Annotated in this window: 14 protein-coding genes; 8 read left to right on the top strand and 6 right to left on the bottom strand. The window is 64.2% G+C overall.

Annotated features, from left to right (window positions below; genetic code table 11):
* Positions 1-89: 89 nt before the first annotated feature.
* Positions 90-938 (top strand): LLM class F420-dependent oxidoreductase, encoded by an 849-nt coding sequence (locus MSTE_RS05090; protein ID WP_096499489.1) that lies wholly within the window; start codon positions 90-92, stop codon positions 936-938.
* Here MSTE_RS05090 and MSTE_RS05085 read toward each other — a convergent pair.
* From MSTE_RS05085 to sucC, 3 genes are all read right to left on the bottom strand, one after another.
* Positions 935-1,537 (bottom strand): hypothetical protein, encoded by a 603-nt coding sequence (locus tag MSTE_RS05085; RefSeq protein WP_096499487.1) that lies wholly within the window; start codon positions 1,535-1,537, stop codon positions 935-937. The genes MSTE_RS05090 and MSTE_RS05085 overlap by 4 nt on opposite strands.
* Positions 1,538-1,828: 291 nt before the next feature.
* The gene (gene sucD / locus MSTE_RS05080; protein ID WP_096499485.1) at positions 1,829-2,731 is read right to left on the bottom strand and encodes a succinate--CoA ligase subunit alpha; all 903 of its coding nucleotides are present in this window, start codon (positions 2,729-2,731) and stop codon (positions 1,829-1,831) included.
* A 14-nt stretch (positions 2,732-2,745) separates the two neighbouring features.
* The gene (sucC, locus tag MSTE_RS05075; RefSeq protein WP_030094507.1) at positions 2,746-3,909 is read right to left on the bottom strand and encodes an ADP-forming succinate--CoA ligase subunit beta; all 1,164 of its coding nucleotides are present in this window, start codon (positions 3,907-3,909) and stop codon (positions 2,746-2,748) included.
* 422 nt (positions 3,910-4,331) lie between these two features.
* On the opposite strand from sucC, the gene MSTE_RS05070 reads away from it, so the two are divergent.
* Positions 4,332-5,378 (top strand): M23 family metallopeptidase, encoded by a 1,047-nt coding sequence (locus MSTE_RS05070; RefSeq protein WP_162291368.1) that lies wholly within the window; start codon positions 4,332-4,334, stop codon positions 5,376-5,378.
* 58 nt (positions 5,379-5,436) lie between these two features.
* On the opposite strand, the gene pcrA is transcribed toward MSTE_RS05070, so the two are convergent.
* Positions 5,437-7,791: a DNA helicase PcrA gene (pcrA, locus tag MSTE_RS05065; protein WP_162291562.1), complete on the bottom strand. Its 2,355-nt coding sequence runs from the start codon at positions 7,789-7,791 to the stop codon at positions 5,437-5,439.
* Between the two features lie 361 nt (positions 7,792-8,152).
* Here pcrA and MSTE_RS05060 point away from each other — a divergent pair, with 361 nt between their 5' ends.
* From MSTE_RS05060 to pgi, 3 genes are read left to right on the top strand one after another with little or no spacing between them, the layout of a single operon-like run.
* On the top strand, positions 8,153-8,443 hold the full coding sequence (locus MSTE_RS05060; RefSeq protein WP_030094504.1) for a chorismate mutase: 291 nt from the start codon (positions 8,153-8,155) through the stop codon (positions 8,441-8,443).
* Between the two features lie 43 nt (positions 8,444-8,486).
* On the top strand, positions 8,487-9,320 hold the full coding sequence (locus MSTE_RS05055; RefSeq protein WP_096499482.1) for a hypothetical protein: 834 nt from the start codon (positions 8,487-8,489) through the stop codon (positions 9,318-9,320).
* 42 nt (positions 9,321-9,362) lie between these two features.
* Entirely contained in the window at positions 9,363-11,000 is a 1,638-nt protein-coding gene (gene pgi / locus MSTE_RS05050; protein ID WP_096499480.1) for a glucose-6-phosphate isomerase, read from the top strand.
* Here pgi and MSTE_RS05045 read toward each other — a convergent pair.
* Positions 10,997-11,506: a helix-turn-helix domain-containing protein gene (locus MSTE_RS05045; protein WP_096499478.1), complete on the bottom strand. Its 510-nt coding sequence runs from the start codon at positions 11,504-11,506 to the stop codon at positions 10,997-10,999. The two genes, pgi and MSTE_RS05045, sit on opposite strands and share 4 nt — an antisense overlap.
* A 129-nt stretch (positions 11,507-11,635) precedes the next feature.
* Between MSTE_RS05045 and MSTE_RS05040 the strand changes: the two genes are divergently transcribed.
* The 3 genes from MSTE_RS05040 to MSTE_RS05030 are packed head-to-tail and all read left to right on the top strand — an operon-like array spanning position 11,636 to position 14,470.
* Complete coding sequence (locus MSTE_RS05040; protein ID WP_046252723.1) at positions 11,636-12,427, top strand: aldolase; 792 nt, start codon at positions 11,636-11,638, stop codon at positions 12,425-12,427.
* Positions 12,424-13,311, top strand: a complete 888-nt coding sequence (locus MSTE_RS05035; protein ID WP_096499476.1) for a dihydrodipicolinate synthase family protein — start codon at positions 12,424-12,426, stop codon at positions 13,309-13,311. The genes MSTE_RS05040 and MSTE_RS05035 overlap by 4 nt, the downstream gene beginning before the upstream one ends.
* A 22-nt stretch (positions 13,312-13,333) precedes the next feature.
* A complete protein-coding gene (locus tag MSTE_RS05030) occupies positions 13,334-14,470 on the top strand; it encodes a GTP-binding protein (RefSeq protein WP_096499474.1) in 1,137 nt (378 codons plus the stop codon).
* On the opposite strand, the gene MSTE_RS05025 is transcribed toward MSTE_RS05030, so the two are convergent.
* Positions 14,467-15,018, bottom strand: a complete 552-nt coding sequence (locus MSTE_RS05025) for a CGNR zinc finger domain-containing protein (RefSeq protein ID WP_096499472.1) — start codon at positions 15,016-15,018, stop codon at positions 14,467-14,469. The genes MSTE_RS05030 and MSTE_RS05025 overlap by 4 nt on opposite strands.
* Between the last annotated feature and the right edge of the window lie 75 nt (positions 15,019-15,093).

Raw genomic sequence — 15,093 nt, 5'->3', positions numbered from 1 at the left:
GGTCATCCGTCTTACTCACCGTGATCCGTTCCCGGCCCCATGTGGGCCCCACTCTCGACAACAAAACTGGAACACGTTCTAATTGGTGGATGGACTACGGCCTCGTTCTGTTCACCAGTGACCGCGGCATCTCGCCGGACATCGCCGCCAAGGCCGCCGAGGACGGCGGGTTCAGCACCTTCTACGTGCCCGAGCACACACACATCCCCGTCAAGCGCGAGGCCGCTCATCCCGGCACCGGTGGCGCGGAACTGCCCGACGACCGCTACATGCGCACCCTTGACCCCTGGGTGTCCCTCGGCGCCGCGTGTGCGGTGACGACAAAGATCCGGCTCGCGACCGCAGTCGCGATCCCCGTCGAGCACGATCCGATCACCCTTGCTAAATCGATTGCCACCCTTGACCACATGAGTGGCGGTCGGGTCACCGTGGGCGTCGGATACGGCTGGAACACCGACGAATTGGCCGACCACAACGTTCCCGCGGGCCGTCGCCGCACCATGCTGCGCGAGTACATCGAGGCGATGCGCAAGCTCTGGGAGAACGAAGAGGCCAGCTACTCAGGCAAATTCGTCAATTTCGGCCCGAGCTGGGCCTGGCCCAAGACCGTGCAGAAGCATGTGCCGGTGATCGTGGGCGCGGGAGGCACCGAGAAGAACTTCAAGTGGATCGCCAAGAACGCCGACGGCTGGATGTCCACCCCGCGCGACGAGGACATCACCGGCAAGATCGTTGCCCTCAAGGCGGAATGGACAGCGGCAGGCCGTGAGGGCGACCCGCTGATCTACGTACTGGCGGGCAAGCCGGACCCAGAACAACTCGCCGCCTGGCGCGAGCTGGGTGTCACCGAGGCGATCTTCGGGATGCCCGACCGCTCCGAGGAAGAGGTGCGGGCGTACATCGAGCGGTTGTCCGGAAAACTGGCCGCATTCGCCTAACGCACCGAGAACGGCGGCAAAGCGGCGAACTTCTGCTCCACGCCGATGGTCGGCGTCACCCTGGCCACCCATCGACGCAGACGCGACAGCGGGTGGTCCGGGAACCTGACGTCCCAACGTATTTCGTCGGCGATGTTGTACGGAATACCCGGCTCGAGGTCGGGCGCGTAGGGGTGCGGGGGCCACATGTGCGATGACGGGCCACCGGCAGCCAACAGCTCCTCGAGCACTACCGCCTCGCGCACCCCGGTCACCGGGCCCTCCGCGAATGCCCCGCAGACCATCGCATACGAGTGCGCGCGCGGCACAACTATCGAAGCCATGAAAGTGAGCCCTTGTGGGGCATCAGCTTTCGGAACCTTCACCACGTAGAGCAGGCCCGGCAATCTGTCGACGCCGACGATGTAGGCCTCGATGACGCCCGCGCGGCGGGTGAGCACGGCCTCGACGAGCGCGCGGCGCACCACGTCCAGATCCTCCAGGGGCACCGACAGGTAGGCGCCACGCGATTCCGAGACCCAGAATTGATCGCCGGTTGCCGGGTCGTACCAACCGTCAGCAGTCGGCACCAGTCCAGATGTGTCAAACAAGAGGCCCACGAACCGAGAAGGTAGCCGGTCACCAGGGGTGACAGAGCCCCGTCATCCGATTGTTCATGCATAGGTCACACAATCTCACTGAACGAAACGCGATATCGACTGACAGTAGATTCGACGCCTGCAGAGAGACGAATTGTCATGCCGCGGACCAAATTTCACCGCGGACAGGCCGCGCGCGAGCGCATACCACACGCAGCGCACGGGCCTGAATCAGCTGCGCCGGGTATGCGGTCGGCGAAACGACAAGGGCCCCAACCGGAAATCCGGTCGGGGCCCTCGCGTAAGAAGCCGTTACAGGCTCTGCAGGATCTCGCGAGCCAGCTTGGCGGTCTCGGACGGCGTCTTGCCGACCTTCACGCCGGCGGCCTCAAGGGCCTCCTTCTTGGCCTGAGCGGTACCCGAGCTGCCGGACACGATGGCGCCGGCGTGACCCATGGTCTTGCCCTCGGGGGCGGTGAAGCCCGCGACGTAACCGACGACCGGCTTGGACACGTTGGCCTTGATGTAGTCGGCCGCGCGCTCCTCGGCGTCACCACCGATCTCACCGATCATGACGATGATCTTGGTCTCCGGGTCCTTCTCGAACGCCTCGATGGCGTCGATGTGGGTGGTGCCGATGACCGGGTCGCCGCCGATGCCGATGGCGGTCGAGAAACCGAAATCGCGTAGCTCGTACATCATCTGGTAGGTCAGGGTGCCGGACTTGGACACCAGACCGACCGGGCCGGTGCCGGTGATGTTGTTCGGCGTGATGCCGACCAGAGCCTCACCGGGGGTGATGACGCCGGGGCAGTTGGGCCCGATGATGCGGGTCTTGTTGCCCTTCTCGACGTTGTATGCCCATGCATATGCGCTGTCCTGCACCGGGATTCCCTCGGTGATGACAACCAACAGCGGGATCTCGGCGTCAATGGCCTCGATGATCGCGTCCTTGGAGAACGCGGGCGGCACAAAGGCGATCGACACGTCGGCGCCGGTCTCCTTGATGGCCTCGGCCACACTGGCGAACACCGGCAACTCGACATCGTTGCCGTCGGCATCCTTGTGCGACACGGTGGTTCCGGCCTTGCGGGCGTTGACGCCACCCACGACCTGGGTACCGGCCTTGAGCATCAGCGCGGTGTGCTTGGTGCCCTCGCCGCCGGTGATGCCCTGGACGATGACCTTGGACTCTTTGTTCAGGAAAATGGACATTGATTCAAGCTCCCTTACTTGCTCGCCAGCTCGGCGGCCTTGTCGGCACCGGCGTCCATGGTCTCGGCCTGGATAACCAGCGGATGATTGAACTCGGCCAGGATCGCCCGTCCTTCTTCGACCTTGTTGCCGTCGAGACGGACCACCAGCGGCTTGCTGGCCGTGTCGCCGAGGGTCTTCAGGGCGCCGACGATGCCGTTGGCCACCGCATCGCATGCGGTGATGCCACCGAACACGTTTACGAAGACGCTCTTGACCTGCGAGTCGCCCAGGATGACGTCGAGACCGGCGGCCATCACCTCGGCCGAGGCGCCACCACCGATGTCCAGGAAGTTGGCGGGCTTCACGCCGTTGTGGTTCTCGCCCGCATAGGCGACCACGTCCAGGGTCGACATGACCAGACCCGCTCCGTTACCGATGATGCCGACCTGGCCGTCAAGCTTGACGTAGTTGAGGTCGTGCTCCTTGGCCTTGAGCTCCAGCGGATCGGTGGCGTCCTTGTCCTCGAACTCGGCGTGGCCGGGCTGACGGAAGTCGGCGTTGCCGTCCAGGGTCACCTTGCCGTCCAGTGCCAGGATCTGGTTGTCGGGGGTGCGCACCAGCGGGTTGACCTCCACCAGGGTGGCGTCCTCACCGACGAACACTTCCCAGAGCTTCTGGATGGTCACCGCGGCGGAATCCAGCACCTCGGCGGGCAGCTTGCCCTTCTCGGCGATCTCGCGCGCCAGAGCCAAGTCAACGCCCTTGACCGCGTCGACCGGCACCTTGGCCAGCGCGTCGGGGTTCTCCTCGGCGGTCACTTCGATTTCCACGCCACCCTCGACCGAGCACATAGCCAGGTAGGTGCGGTTAGCGCGATCCAGCAAGAAGGAGATGTAGTACTCCTCGGCGATATCGCTGGCCTCGGCGACGAGGATCTTCTTGACGATGTGGCCCTTGATGTCCAGGCCCAGGATGTTCTCTGCGTGAGTAAAAGCGTCATCGGGAGTGGCGGCGTACTTCACACCACCGGCCTTGCCACGTCCACCGACCTTGACCTGCGCCTTGATCATCACCGGCTTGCCGATTTCCTCGGCGATCGCCTTGGCATCCTCGGCGGTGGTGGTAACCCGGCCCGGGGTCGTCGGCACGTTGTGCTTAGCGAACAGCTCCTTGGCCTGGTACTCGAATAAATCCATCTAGCTAGCCCATCTTCCTCGTCGAACGTCGGGTCGGCACTATTGCACTAGGGACTGTAGCCAAGGCCACAGCGAGGCCCCTCACTACTTCTGAGTAAGTGGCCGAATTCACCACCTGGTCACCCGTAGAATTCACCCGCCGGCCACCCCCTGGCAGGACTCGAACGCGTCTGTAACCGGTTTCAGTTCGGTCACGAGGGGTCGCCATACGACCGTGATCTGTGGTGAGGTAGCCCCGGCGAGATTCGGCAACGATGCCCGGGCTCGGGAGCCCTATCAGCGACTTCGTGACACAAGTCACATTTATATGCGTTTCCGCGCATTGAGTTGCGACTCCCCTTGCCCAACCGTTACCTTCTCTTGGGTTAGATCACGTTTTGGTCACGCTAGGTCGTGACGCCGAACGGAAGACTGGCAGGGTTTTGACACAGCATCGAACGACACGCACGCGTGGTGGTCGGAGTACGGCGCCGACCGAGAATGAGATCACCAACATCGTGCCGATCGACGAGTTCGGCCTGAGTGACGCGCTAGAGCGCCCAGCGCTCGAGGACTACGACGTCTACGAGGACGCTCCCGACGAGGGCGCCGAGGCCGAGCACCAGACCGCTCTCGATCAGATCGAGCAGGACTGGGAAGAAGACACCGACGAGTCCGATCGGATTCGTGCCTCCATCGAGGCCACCGCGGACTGGTTCGCCGCCTCCGCGGCACGCACCAGAGACCCGCGTGACACCCCCACCGACAAGCTGCCCCGGATCAGCAGCGGAGGCGTGCACCGCCGCCGTGAGATCGGCCAGATAGGCAAGACGCGCATCGCTCTGGCGGCCATGGCCGCCGGCGCCGCTGCCGCCGCCGGATACACCGCGCTCAGTGAGCACGATGCCGCGACGGCCGCGGATCATCACAGCCTCGCGCTGGGTAGCTCCGCAGCGGTGATGGCCGCCCACGGACCGCAGTTGATCTCCGCTCCGCTGGCCACCGACACCTCGATCACCGATGAGCAGCTGGCGAAGGCCACCGCCTTCGCCTCCGAGCGGGCGGACCGCGAGAAGCGCCTGCTGGCTCCGCGCTTCGTGATGCCCGCCAACGGAACGTTCACCTCCGGCTTCGGATACCGCTGGGGTGCGCTGCACGGTGGCATCGACATCGCCAACAGCATCGGCACTCCGATCCTGGCCGCCGCCGACGGCGTCGTCATCGCGACGGGCCCGACCGCCGGTTACGGCGCCTGGGTCAAGATCCGCCACTCGGACGGCACCGTGACCCTGTACGGCCACATCAACACCTGGGAAGTATCGGTGGGTCAGCGTGTGATGGCGGGCGATCGCATCGCCACCATCGGTAACCGCGGTAACTCCACCGGCCCGCACCTGCATTTCGAGGTGCTGCTGGGTGGTTCGCAGCGCATCGACCCGCAGGGCTGGTTGGCCAACAAGGGCATCACCTTCAGCCGCTTCGGCGACTGAAACATAGCTTTCAACACCGGGTGGTGAGCATCGACGCTCACACCCGGTGTTTTTTGTTCTAGAGCTTCTGGACGGGCGCGAAGTTGTGCATCAGCTTCACGCGTCCATCACTGCCGAAGTCGATAAGCGATGTGGCACTCTCGCCGACACCGGTGACCTCCATGACCTTGCCCAGCCCGTACTTGTCATGACTCACACGATCGCCGGGCTCCAGCACCAGCAGCGGCTTGGTGCGCTTCTTGGAGGGAGCACCCAACGAACCGCCGCCACCGCCAAAACCCCCGCGCGATCCGCTGGACCCATAGCCACCGCCGCCATAGCTTCCGGCACCCGTCGCGATCCGGCCCGGCAGCGGATCGGTGCGCCGCCAGTCGATCAAGTCTTGCGGAATCTCTTGCAGGAAGCGCGATTCCGGATTCATCATGGGCTGCCCCCACGATGAACGCACCTTGGCCCGGCTCAGGTACAGACGCTGACGGGCGCGCGTGATCCCGACGTAGGCAAGCCGACGTTCCTCGGCCAGTTCCACTGGATCGCCCAGGGCCCGCATATGCGGGAACATGCCGTCTTCCCAGCCGGTCACGAAGACCACCGGGAATTCCAGCCCCTTGGCCGTGTGCAGAGTCATCATCGTGACCACGCCCGCGGTGGATTCGGGCAGTTCGTCGGCGTCGGCCACCAGCGACACCCGTTCCAGGAACGCCTCGAGGCTTCCCGGAGGCGCGCCGACATCCTCGTCGTCGACCGGCAGATCCTCGCCGGCCGCCTGGGCGTTGGCCGCATCAGCACTGAATTCGTGTGCGACACTGACCAATTCGTTGAGGTTGTCGAGTCGCGCCAGCTCCTGCGGGTCGCTGCTGTTCTCCAGCTCATACCGATATCCGGTGTGGTTGAGCACGGCGTCAACCACATCTCCGATGTCGGGCAATGCCCCCGGGTCGGTGCGCAACGTGGCGCGAATCTCGTCGAGCATGTCCATGAAAGCGGCAATTGCCTTCTCGGAGCGAGAGTTCAGCATCGCGACCTTGCCCGCCGCAGCGTCTGCGAGCGCTTCCCCGAAACCGATGCCCGCGGTCTCCGCGTGTACGGCAACGCACGCCTCGGCCCGGTCACCGATACCCCGGCGCGGGGTGTTGAGGATTCGCCGCAGGCTCACCGCATCACCCGGATTGGTCAGCACCCGTAGGTACGCGACGATGTCGCGGATTTCCTTACGCTCGTAGAACCGCACTCCCCCAACGACTTTGTATGGAATGCCGGTTCGTATGAAAATCTCTTCAAGCGACCGGGAATTGTTGTTGGTGCGATAGAAGACCGCGACGTCGCCGTAGTTGGCATCGCTGCGATCGAAGAGTCCGTCGATCTCCCGGGCGATGAACGACGCCTCGTCGTGTTCGTTGTCCGCGACGTAGCCGACGATCAGCTCGCCCTCACCGGAATCGGTCCACAACCGCTTCTCTCTGCGGTTGGCGTTCTTGGCGATAACAGCGTTGGCAGCACTCAATATGTTCTGGGTGGATCGATAGTTCTGTTCCAGCAGAATGGTTTTCGCGTTGGGATAGTCGCGCTCGAATTCCTCGATGTTGCGAATCGTGGCACCGCGGAACGCATAGATGGACTGGTCGGCGTCGCCCACCACGCACAGCTCCGCCGGTTCCGGGCTGTCCGGATCAACCGTGCGGTCCACGTGAGCACCCACCAATTCGCGAACCAACACGTACTGGGCGTGGTTGGTGTCCTGGTACTCGTCAACCAGGATGTGCCGGAACTTGCGGCGGTAGAACTGTGCGATCTGCGGGAACTGCTGCAGCACGGCCACGGTTTCACCGATGAGATCGTCGAAGTCCAGGGCATTGGCCGCACGCAGGCGCCGCTGGTACTCGCCGTACACGTCGGCGACGATTCGGCGCAGCTCACCGGCATCGTCGTCGACGCTGAGGTTGGCCACCGCCTGCTCCGGCGAGATGAGCTCGTTCTTGAGGTTCGAGATGGCCGTGGCCAGCAGGCGCGGTGAGTAGCGCTTGATGTCCAGGCTCATATCGCGCCCGATCATCTGCAGCAACCGCCGGGAGTCATCGGAGTCGTAGATCGAGAAGTTGGAGTTCAATCCGGGCAGCAGAGAAGCCTGGTTCCGCAGGATGCGTACGCAGCTGGAGTGGAACGTCGAGACCCACATGGAGTTGGCACGTCGGCCCACGAGGTTCGCCACGCGCTCGCGCATCTCGGCGGCGGCCTTGTTGGTGAAGGTGATGGCCAGGATCTGACCCGGGCTCACATCCCGCTCGGCCAGCAGGTAAGCGATGCGACGGGTCAACACCGCGGTCTTTCCGGACCCGGCGCCTGCGACGATCAGCAGCGGCGTCCCCTGGTGCGCGACGGCGGCCCGCTGCTGCGGGTTCAGGCCGTCGAGCAAGGTATCGCTGTGCGAACTCGAGTCGCTGGGCATGTCGAAGAGCGCGGGCTCGGGAAGTGCCGACGAACCGCTGGAGCGAAGAGAATCAGGTGTAGCCATGACCGATCTAACTTACCGCTGACGAGGGACAATCTTGGCCTGACGCTCTTCGCATCGGCGTTCATCGCATGTCAGCTACACTCTTTGATGTGCTTGACCACCACGAGCGATTTTTTTACGGGTACCGGACTCCGGTGCCCGTGGTCTAGCCGATTCACGAGCCCCGCAGTCCGCTACCGGACTACGGGGCTCCTCTCTTGTGAGGCCGGATTCCGGGGCGGCATTGCGGATCGAACCGCTCCAAGAGAAAGTGTGAGACAGAATGACTACTCAAATGACCGAGAACGCCGCCAACAACGCTGCCGAGCCCGCACCGGACATCGATGAGCTGCGCAAGGAGATCGACCGGCTCGACGCGGAGATCCTCGCCGCGATCAAGCGCCGCACCGAGGTCTCCCGCGAAATCGGCAAGGCCCGGATGGCCTCGGGTGGCCCGCGCCTTGTGCACAGCCGCGAAATGAAGGTTCTCGAGCGCTTCAGCGAACTGGGCCAGGAAGGCCATACCCTGGCCATGCTGCTGCTGCGCCTGGGCCGCGGCAGATTGGGACACTGATCCGGCGCATCCCGGCGGGGATCGGCGATGAGGGAGGGATCCGTTGAGCGACCAAGACAAGGGTGCGGACAAGCCCGATGCCGCGGACGATGTCGCCGCGGATAAACCCACCCCTGAGGACGGCACGACCGGGGATGCCCCCAATGAGCCGGTGGACTATGAGCTGGAGGCGGCCGTGGCCGCTGAGCCAACGCCCACGCGCCGGTTCGTCGCCAGGCATGCCACCAAGATTGTCATCGGGGTACTGGCGGTCTGCCTTGCCGCGGTGACGGCGGTTGCAGCGGGCCTCTGGGTCGAGAACAACCGGACCATCGAGGACACGCCCCAGTCTCGACCGACCGTCAAGCTCGGTGTCCCTCTGGTGAACCCGGCGGCGCCCAGCACCAGCACGACGACGACCACGACGAAGTCGCGGACCCGCACGAGCAGCGTCACCACCAGTTCCGCCAGCACGTCGACCAGCGGCGCAGCCTCAACCTCTGCCACGACGACCACGGCTACCGCGACGACGAGCACGGCCACCACCAGCATCTCGGTGCCGGGCCCCACCACGTCGTCGGTGCCGCGCGAAGGCACCAAGGAGGAGGAGCGTGAGCTGACGAACGTGCTCAAGGCGTTCTATGCCGCGCTGGGTGCCAAGGATCTCGATGTGCTCAACGCGCTGTCCTGCGTGAAGATCACCGACGAGGACCTCCAAGGCCAGCCCGATGATCTGAAGATCAACGTGGACAAGGTGGAAAAGACGGTCGTCAACGGCGATACCGCCTCCTCGCGGGTGACGATCACCGCGTCGGCCGACGGGAAGACCGAGACCAAGACCGGTATCGCGGGGTTCGCCCGGATCAGCAGTCGATGGGTGACCTGCGCCAACCAGTAGGCAGCCCTGCGCCGTCCGAGCCCCACTACTAGGCTCGGTCGCATGACACTCGCAGCGGCGTGGCAGGCACTGGAAACTCATCACAAGCAGATCGCCTCCACTCACCTTCGAGAGTTCTTCGCCGACGACCCGACCCGGGGAAGCGACCTGACCGTGACGGTCGGTGACCTGTACATCGATTACAGCAAGCACCGCCTGACTCGCGAAACCCTGTCGCTGTTAGTCGATTTGGCCAAAGCGGCCGACCTCGAGGGACGCCGCGATGCGATGTTCGCCGGTGCGCATATCAACACTTCCGAGGACCGCGCTGTCCTGCACACGGCGCTGCGCCTGCCCCGCGACGCGCAGCTGGTGGTCGACGGACAGGACGTTGTCGCCGATGTGCACCAGGTGCTCGATGCCATGGGCGACTTCACCGACCGGGTACGCAGCGGCGAATGGGCCGGCGCCACCGGGCAGCGCATCACCGCCGTCGTCAACATCGGGATCGGCGGGTCGGACCTGGGGCCGGTGATGGTCTACCAGGCACTGCGTCACTATGCCGATGCCGGAATCTCGGCACACTTCGTCTCCAATGTGGACCCTGCGGATCTGGTGGCCACACTCGCCGACCTGGACCCGGCGACAACGCTGTTCATCGTCGCCTCGAAAACATTCTCGACACTGGAGACACTCACCAACGCGACGGCGGCACGGCGTTGGCTCGTGGACGCACTCGGTGAGGATGCCGTCTCCAAGCACTTCGTGGCCGTCTCCACCAATGCGAAGCTGGTGTCGGAGTTCGGAATCGACACCGCGAACATGTTCGGCTTCTGGGACTGGGTCGGCGGTCGTTATTCGGTGGACTCGGCGATCGGTCTCTCCGTCATGGCGGTGATCGGACGTGAGGCATTCGGTGAATTCCTGGCCGGGTTCCACACCGTCGACGAGCACTTCCGCACCGCGCCCCTGGCGGAGAATGCGCCGGCGCTGCTGGGCCTCATCGGTCTGTGGTACTCGAATTTCTTTGGCGCACAGTCACGTGGGGTGCTTCCCTACTCGAACGACCTGGCACGCTTCGCGGCGTACCTGCAGCAGCTGACCATGGAATCCAATGGCAAGTCGGTGAAGGCCGATGGCGCGCCCGTGACCGTGGACACCGGCGACATCTATTGGGGCGAGCCCGGAACCAACGGTCAACACGCCTTCTATCAACTGCTGCATCAGGGCACCCGGTTGATTCCGGCCGACTTCATCGGCTTCAGCGAGCCCACCGACGATCTGCCCACCGCCGACGGCACGGGCAGCATGCACGACCTGCTGATGAGCAACTTCTTCGCACAGACGCAGGTACTGGCCTTCGGCAAGACCGCCGAGGAGATCGCCGCCGAAGGCACCGCGCCGAATGTCGTACCGCACAAGGTGATGCCCGGAAACCGTCCCAGCACCACCATTCTCGCCAACAAACTGACCCCCTCGACGGTAGGACAGCTGATCGCGCTCTACGAGCACGAGGTGTTCACCGCGGGCACGGTCTGGGGTATCGACTCCTTCGACCAGTGGGGGGTGGAGCTGGGCAAGAAGCAGGCCATCGCCCTGCTACCGGTCATCACCGACGACGCGTCCCCGGCACAGCAGACCGACAGCTCCACCGACGCGCTGGTGCGTTACTACCGTGAGGCGCGGGGCCGCACGCGCTAGGTTGCGGCGACGATGACCACCAACGCCTGCGTCTTGGATACGCGGCGAATCCGGTGGGTACGGGTGGCGTCAAGGTAGGCGCTGTCCCCTTCGTCGAGGACATAGCTGACGTCCTCGCATTGCAACTCGATCGACCCGCGGTGCACGAACACGAACTCCTGGCCCTCGTGGGAAGACCTGTGTTCGGCGAACTCCGTGGAGGGGCTGGCCAGGAACGGTGTCATGATCTTGCCGAGCATCTCGGTGCTCAGCGCGTGGAACTTGCTGTCATCCCATTCATCGGCGCCGCGGTCCACCACCACCCGGGACTCATGGGCGTCATTGGTGAACAGCCGACTGACGTCGACCTCAAGCGCCTGAGCAATGCGTATCGCCACGGATACCGATGGCGTGCTGTGTTCTCGCTCGACCTTCGATAGGTAGCTCTTGGTCAGGCCGGTGCGGTTGCCCAGCTCTTCCAAGGTCAGGCCGCGTTCCCGGCGCAGCGCACGAACCAGCGATGTCATGGGGTCAGTGTGACACGAAGGTTCCTATCAGCCACCGATGACAAACCTGATACAACACTGTTGACCATATGACACTTTGTGTCATATGGTGGTGATCGAACAGCCCGAGATCAGAAAGGAGCACGGAAAATGGCCACCACACTTCAGGACACCAAATCAGCTCTGATGAATCGAGCCGAGCGCAGCATGGAGACGCACTTCTCCGACTCGGAATGGACCACACGACAGAAGGTCGCACTCACCTGCCGCGCACTGTTCGACCGCGGACATGATTCTGGCCTCGCCGGACAGATCACCGCGCGCGCCGAGGAACCCGGCACCTTCTACACCCAACGACTCGGACTCGGATTCGACGAGATCACCGAGGAGAACCTGCTACTGGTTGACGAAGACCTCAACGTTCTCGAGGGATCCGGAATGGCCAACCCCGCCAACCGCTTCCATAGCTGGATCTACCGGGCCCGCCCCGACGTGCAGTGCATCGTGCACACCCACCCGTTCCACGTCGCGGCGCTGTCCATGCTGGAGACGCCGCTCGTGGTGTCGCAGATGGATATCGCCCCACTGTATGACGACTGCGCCTTCCTGCCCGACTGGCCGGGTGTGCCCGTCGGAAACGAAGAGGGCGAGATCATCTCGGCCGCACTGGGAGACAAGAAGGCGATACTGCTCGCCCACCACGGCCATGTCGTCGCCGGCGCCTCCGTCGAAGAATCCTGCTCGCTGGCGGTGCTGATCGAGAGGGGCGCCAAGCTGCAACTCGCCGCCATGGCAGCGGGAACCATCGCCCCTCTACCCGACCGGCTGGCCCGCGAGGCCCACGACTGGACGCTCACCCCCCGGCGCAGCATTGCCAACTTCGCCTACTACGCCCGCACCGCACTCGCCAATCACCCTGCGACCCTGAGGAAGACCGCATGACATCCACGCCACTGTTTCACGGAATCATCGCCTACCCCGTCACCCCCTTCTTTCCCGATGACACCGTGGACACCGATCGGCTCGCCGAACTGGTGTCCCGGCTCGTCGAGGACGGGGTTCACGCCATCGCGCCATTGGGCAGCACCGGCGAATCCGCCTATCTCGAGGAGCGCGAATTCGACGCCGTGGTCGACACCACCGTCGCGGCCGTCAACAAGAGGGTGCCCGTCATTGTCGGGGCCTCGGATCTGACCACCGCCAACACCATTCGGCGGGCCCGGCACGCCCAGCAGGCCGGGGCCGATGCGGTGATGGTGCTACCGGTCTCGTACTGGAAGCTGAGCGACCGCGAGATCGCACAGCACTACGCCTCGGTGGCGGCGGCCATTGACATTCCGGTGATGGCCTACAACAACCCCGCCACCAGCGGCGTGGATATGAAGCCCGAGCTCTTGGTCTCGATGTTCCGCGATATCGACAACTTCACCATGGTCAAGGAGTCGACAGGAGACCTGAACCGGATGCTCGGCATCCAACGCCTCAGCGATGGACAGCTGCCCTTCTACAACGGCAGCAACCCACTGGTGCTCGATGCACTCAACGCGGGCGCGTCCGGATGGTGCACCGCGGCACCGTGTTTGGCGCCGCAGCCGTGTCTGGATCTCTACGAGGCGGTGCGTGCCGGGCACCATGAGGATGCCGCATCGATCTATAAGGGACTCAAGCCGCTGCTGCAGTTCATCGTCGCGGGCGGGTTGCCGACAACCGTCAAAGCCGGACTGGAACTGCAGGGGCGCGCCGTCGGTGATCCGAGACGCCCGCTGCTCCCGCTGGATTCCGAGGGTCGCGAGACGTTGAAGGGCATCCTGGCGTCCACCCCTTAATGATAATGGTTATCATTATCATGTGACTACAGCCCAGCTCTTACCCGTAACCGTGCTCTCCGGATTTCTCGGAGCCGGAAAAACCACCCTGCTCAACCACATCCTTGCCAACACCGAGGGACGCCGCGTCGCGGTGATCGTCAACGATATGAGCGAGGTGAACATCGACGCCGCCCTCGTTGCGGGCACCGGACATCTGGACCGCACCGAGGAGCGGCTCGTCGAACTCACCAACGGCTGCATCTGCTGCACGCTGCGTGAGGATCTGATCGAAGCCGTCGGAAACCTGGCCCGACAGAACCGATTCGACCAGCTCGTCATCGAATCGACGGGCATCTCCGAACCCATGCCGGTGGCCGCCTCGTTCACCTGGGAATTCGAGGACGGAACCAGTCTCGGGCAGGTCGCCAAGCTCGACACCATGGTGACGGTTGTCGATGCTTCCACCTTCCTGCCCGAGCTGGCACGTGGCGAGGCCCTGGCCGACCGCGATATGGCCGCCGCCGACGGGGACGCGCGGTCCATCGCCGACCTACTCACCGATCAGGTGGAGTTCGCCGACGTTCTGATCCTCAACAAGGTGGACCTGGTGAACGAACGGACCCTGGGAATGGTGGAAACCCTGCTGCGCCGCCTCAATCCCACAGCGACGATCGTGCGCTCCACCGGCGGCTCCGTCGACCTCGATCTCGTGCTACAGACGGGATTGTTCGACCCCGAGCTGGCCGCCCAGACACCGGGCTGGGACGAGGAGATCGCCGACGGGCACACACCCGAAACCGAGGAATACGGCATCAGCAGCATGACGTTCCGCTCGGACCGGCCGTTTCATCCCCAACGCCTCAACGCAGCACTGGAAGCGCTGCAAGGACTGTTGCGCAGCAAGGGATTCTGCTGGATCGCCAGCCGCCCGGACATCGCCGCGATCTGGTCGCAGGCGGGACCGAACCTGACGATCGAACCCGCCCAATTCTGGGGCAACACCGAAGTCACGCCGGGGCAGGAGATTGTCTTCATCGGTGTGCGGCTGGACCGGCCGCGTGTGCAGCATCTCTTGGAATCCGCGGTGCTCACCGACGATGAGCTCGCCGGCGGCCCCGAGACGTGGCACAGCTTCCCCGATCCCCTGCCGACCTGGGGTGTCATGCACGCCCACTAACCCCGGCGGCTCATGGCAGCCTTTTTGGCGCGGTTTCCGCAGGTGTTCATGTTGCACCAGCGCCGGTTGTCGGCGCGGCTGGTGTCGAGGTAGAGGCCATGGCACTGCTCATCCGAGCAAGCCTTCACCCGATCGCGATCGGGCCCACCCAGTGTCTCAATGGCATCGGCGGCGATGATCGACAGTGCGTCCGCGACACACTCGCCCCGCCAGGTTGCCTCGCCGTTCTCCAACAGCCGGTGTGCATTTCCATTTCGGGAGAAGGCATTCAACGTCCGGATCGCGTCCGGTGCGATCCTGCCGCCGCCCGCGACCTGCGCACCCGCACGGTGGATGCTCTCGCGCAGCTCCGTGGCGGCGGCCAGATCGGCTTCGGTCAACGACGCGTCCGAGAACCTCAATCCGTTGGCCTGTAACCACAGCCCCAACCGCCCCGGGTCGGTGAGCCGCTCGCTTGCCGCCCCGGCGCGGTCGAAAACCGTCGCGGTGAAGCGGAACGCCAGCACCGCGTTGTCCAGCCGGAACGCCGCGCGAGGATCCTCTGCCATGTGAACCACACTAACCGGTTCGACAACGCATCGATGATGCCCTACGGTTGAACCGTCTAAACCGGTTCATTGGAG

This window comes from [Mycobacterium] stephanolepidis (assembly GCF_002356335.1).
Classification (GTDB): Bacteria; Actinomycetota; Actinomycetes; order Mycobacteriales; family Mycobacteriaceae; genus Mycobacterium; species Mycobacterium stephanolepidis.
This window is presented reverse-complemented; position numbering and strand designations above follow the sequence as displayed.

What these genes read in the sequence shown, in the direction of transcription:
- MSTE_RS05040 (WP_046252723.1), top strand. Translation starts at nt 11,636, where the DNA reads ATGGCCACCACACTTCAGGACACCAAATCAGCTCTGATGAATCGAGCC.
- MSTE_RS05035 (WP_096499476.1), top strand. Translation starts at nt 12,424, where the DNA reads ATGACATCCACGCCACTGTTTCACGGAATCATCGCCTACCCCGTCACC.
- sucD (WP_096499485.1), bottom strand. Translation starts at nt 2,731, where the DNA reads ATGTCCATTTTCCTGAACAAAGAGTCCAAGGTCATCGTCCAGGGCATC.
- MSTE_RS05045 (WP_096499478.1), bottom strand. Translation starts at nt 11,506, where the DNA reads ATGACATCGCTGGTTCGTGCGCTGCGCCGGGAACGCGGCCTGACCTTG.
- sucC (WP_030094507.1), bottom strand. Translation starts at nt 3,909, where the DNA reads ATGGATTTATTCGAGTACCAGGCCAAGGAGCTGTTCGCTAAGCACAAC.
- MSTE_RS05060 (WP_030094504.1), top strand. Translation starts at nt 8,153, where the DNA reads ATGACTACTCAAATGACCGAGAACGCCGCCAACAACGCTGCCGAGCCC.
- MSTE_RS05090 (WP_096499489.1), top strand. Translation starts at nt 90, where the DNA reads ATGGACTACGGCCTCGTTCTGTTCACCAGTGACCGCGGCATCTCGCCG.
- pgi (WP_096499480.1), top strand. Translation starts at nt 9,363, where the DNA reads ATGACACTCGCAGCGGCGTGGCAGGCACTGGAAACTCATCACAAGCAG.
- MSTE_RS05025 (WP_096499472.1), bottom strand. Translation starts at nt 15,018, where the DNA reads ATGGCAGAGGATCCTCGCGCGGCGTTCCGGCTGGACAACGCGGTGCTG.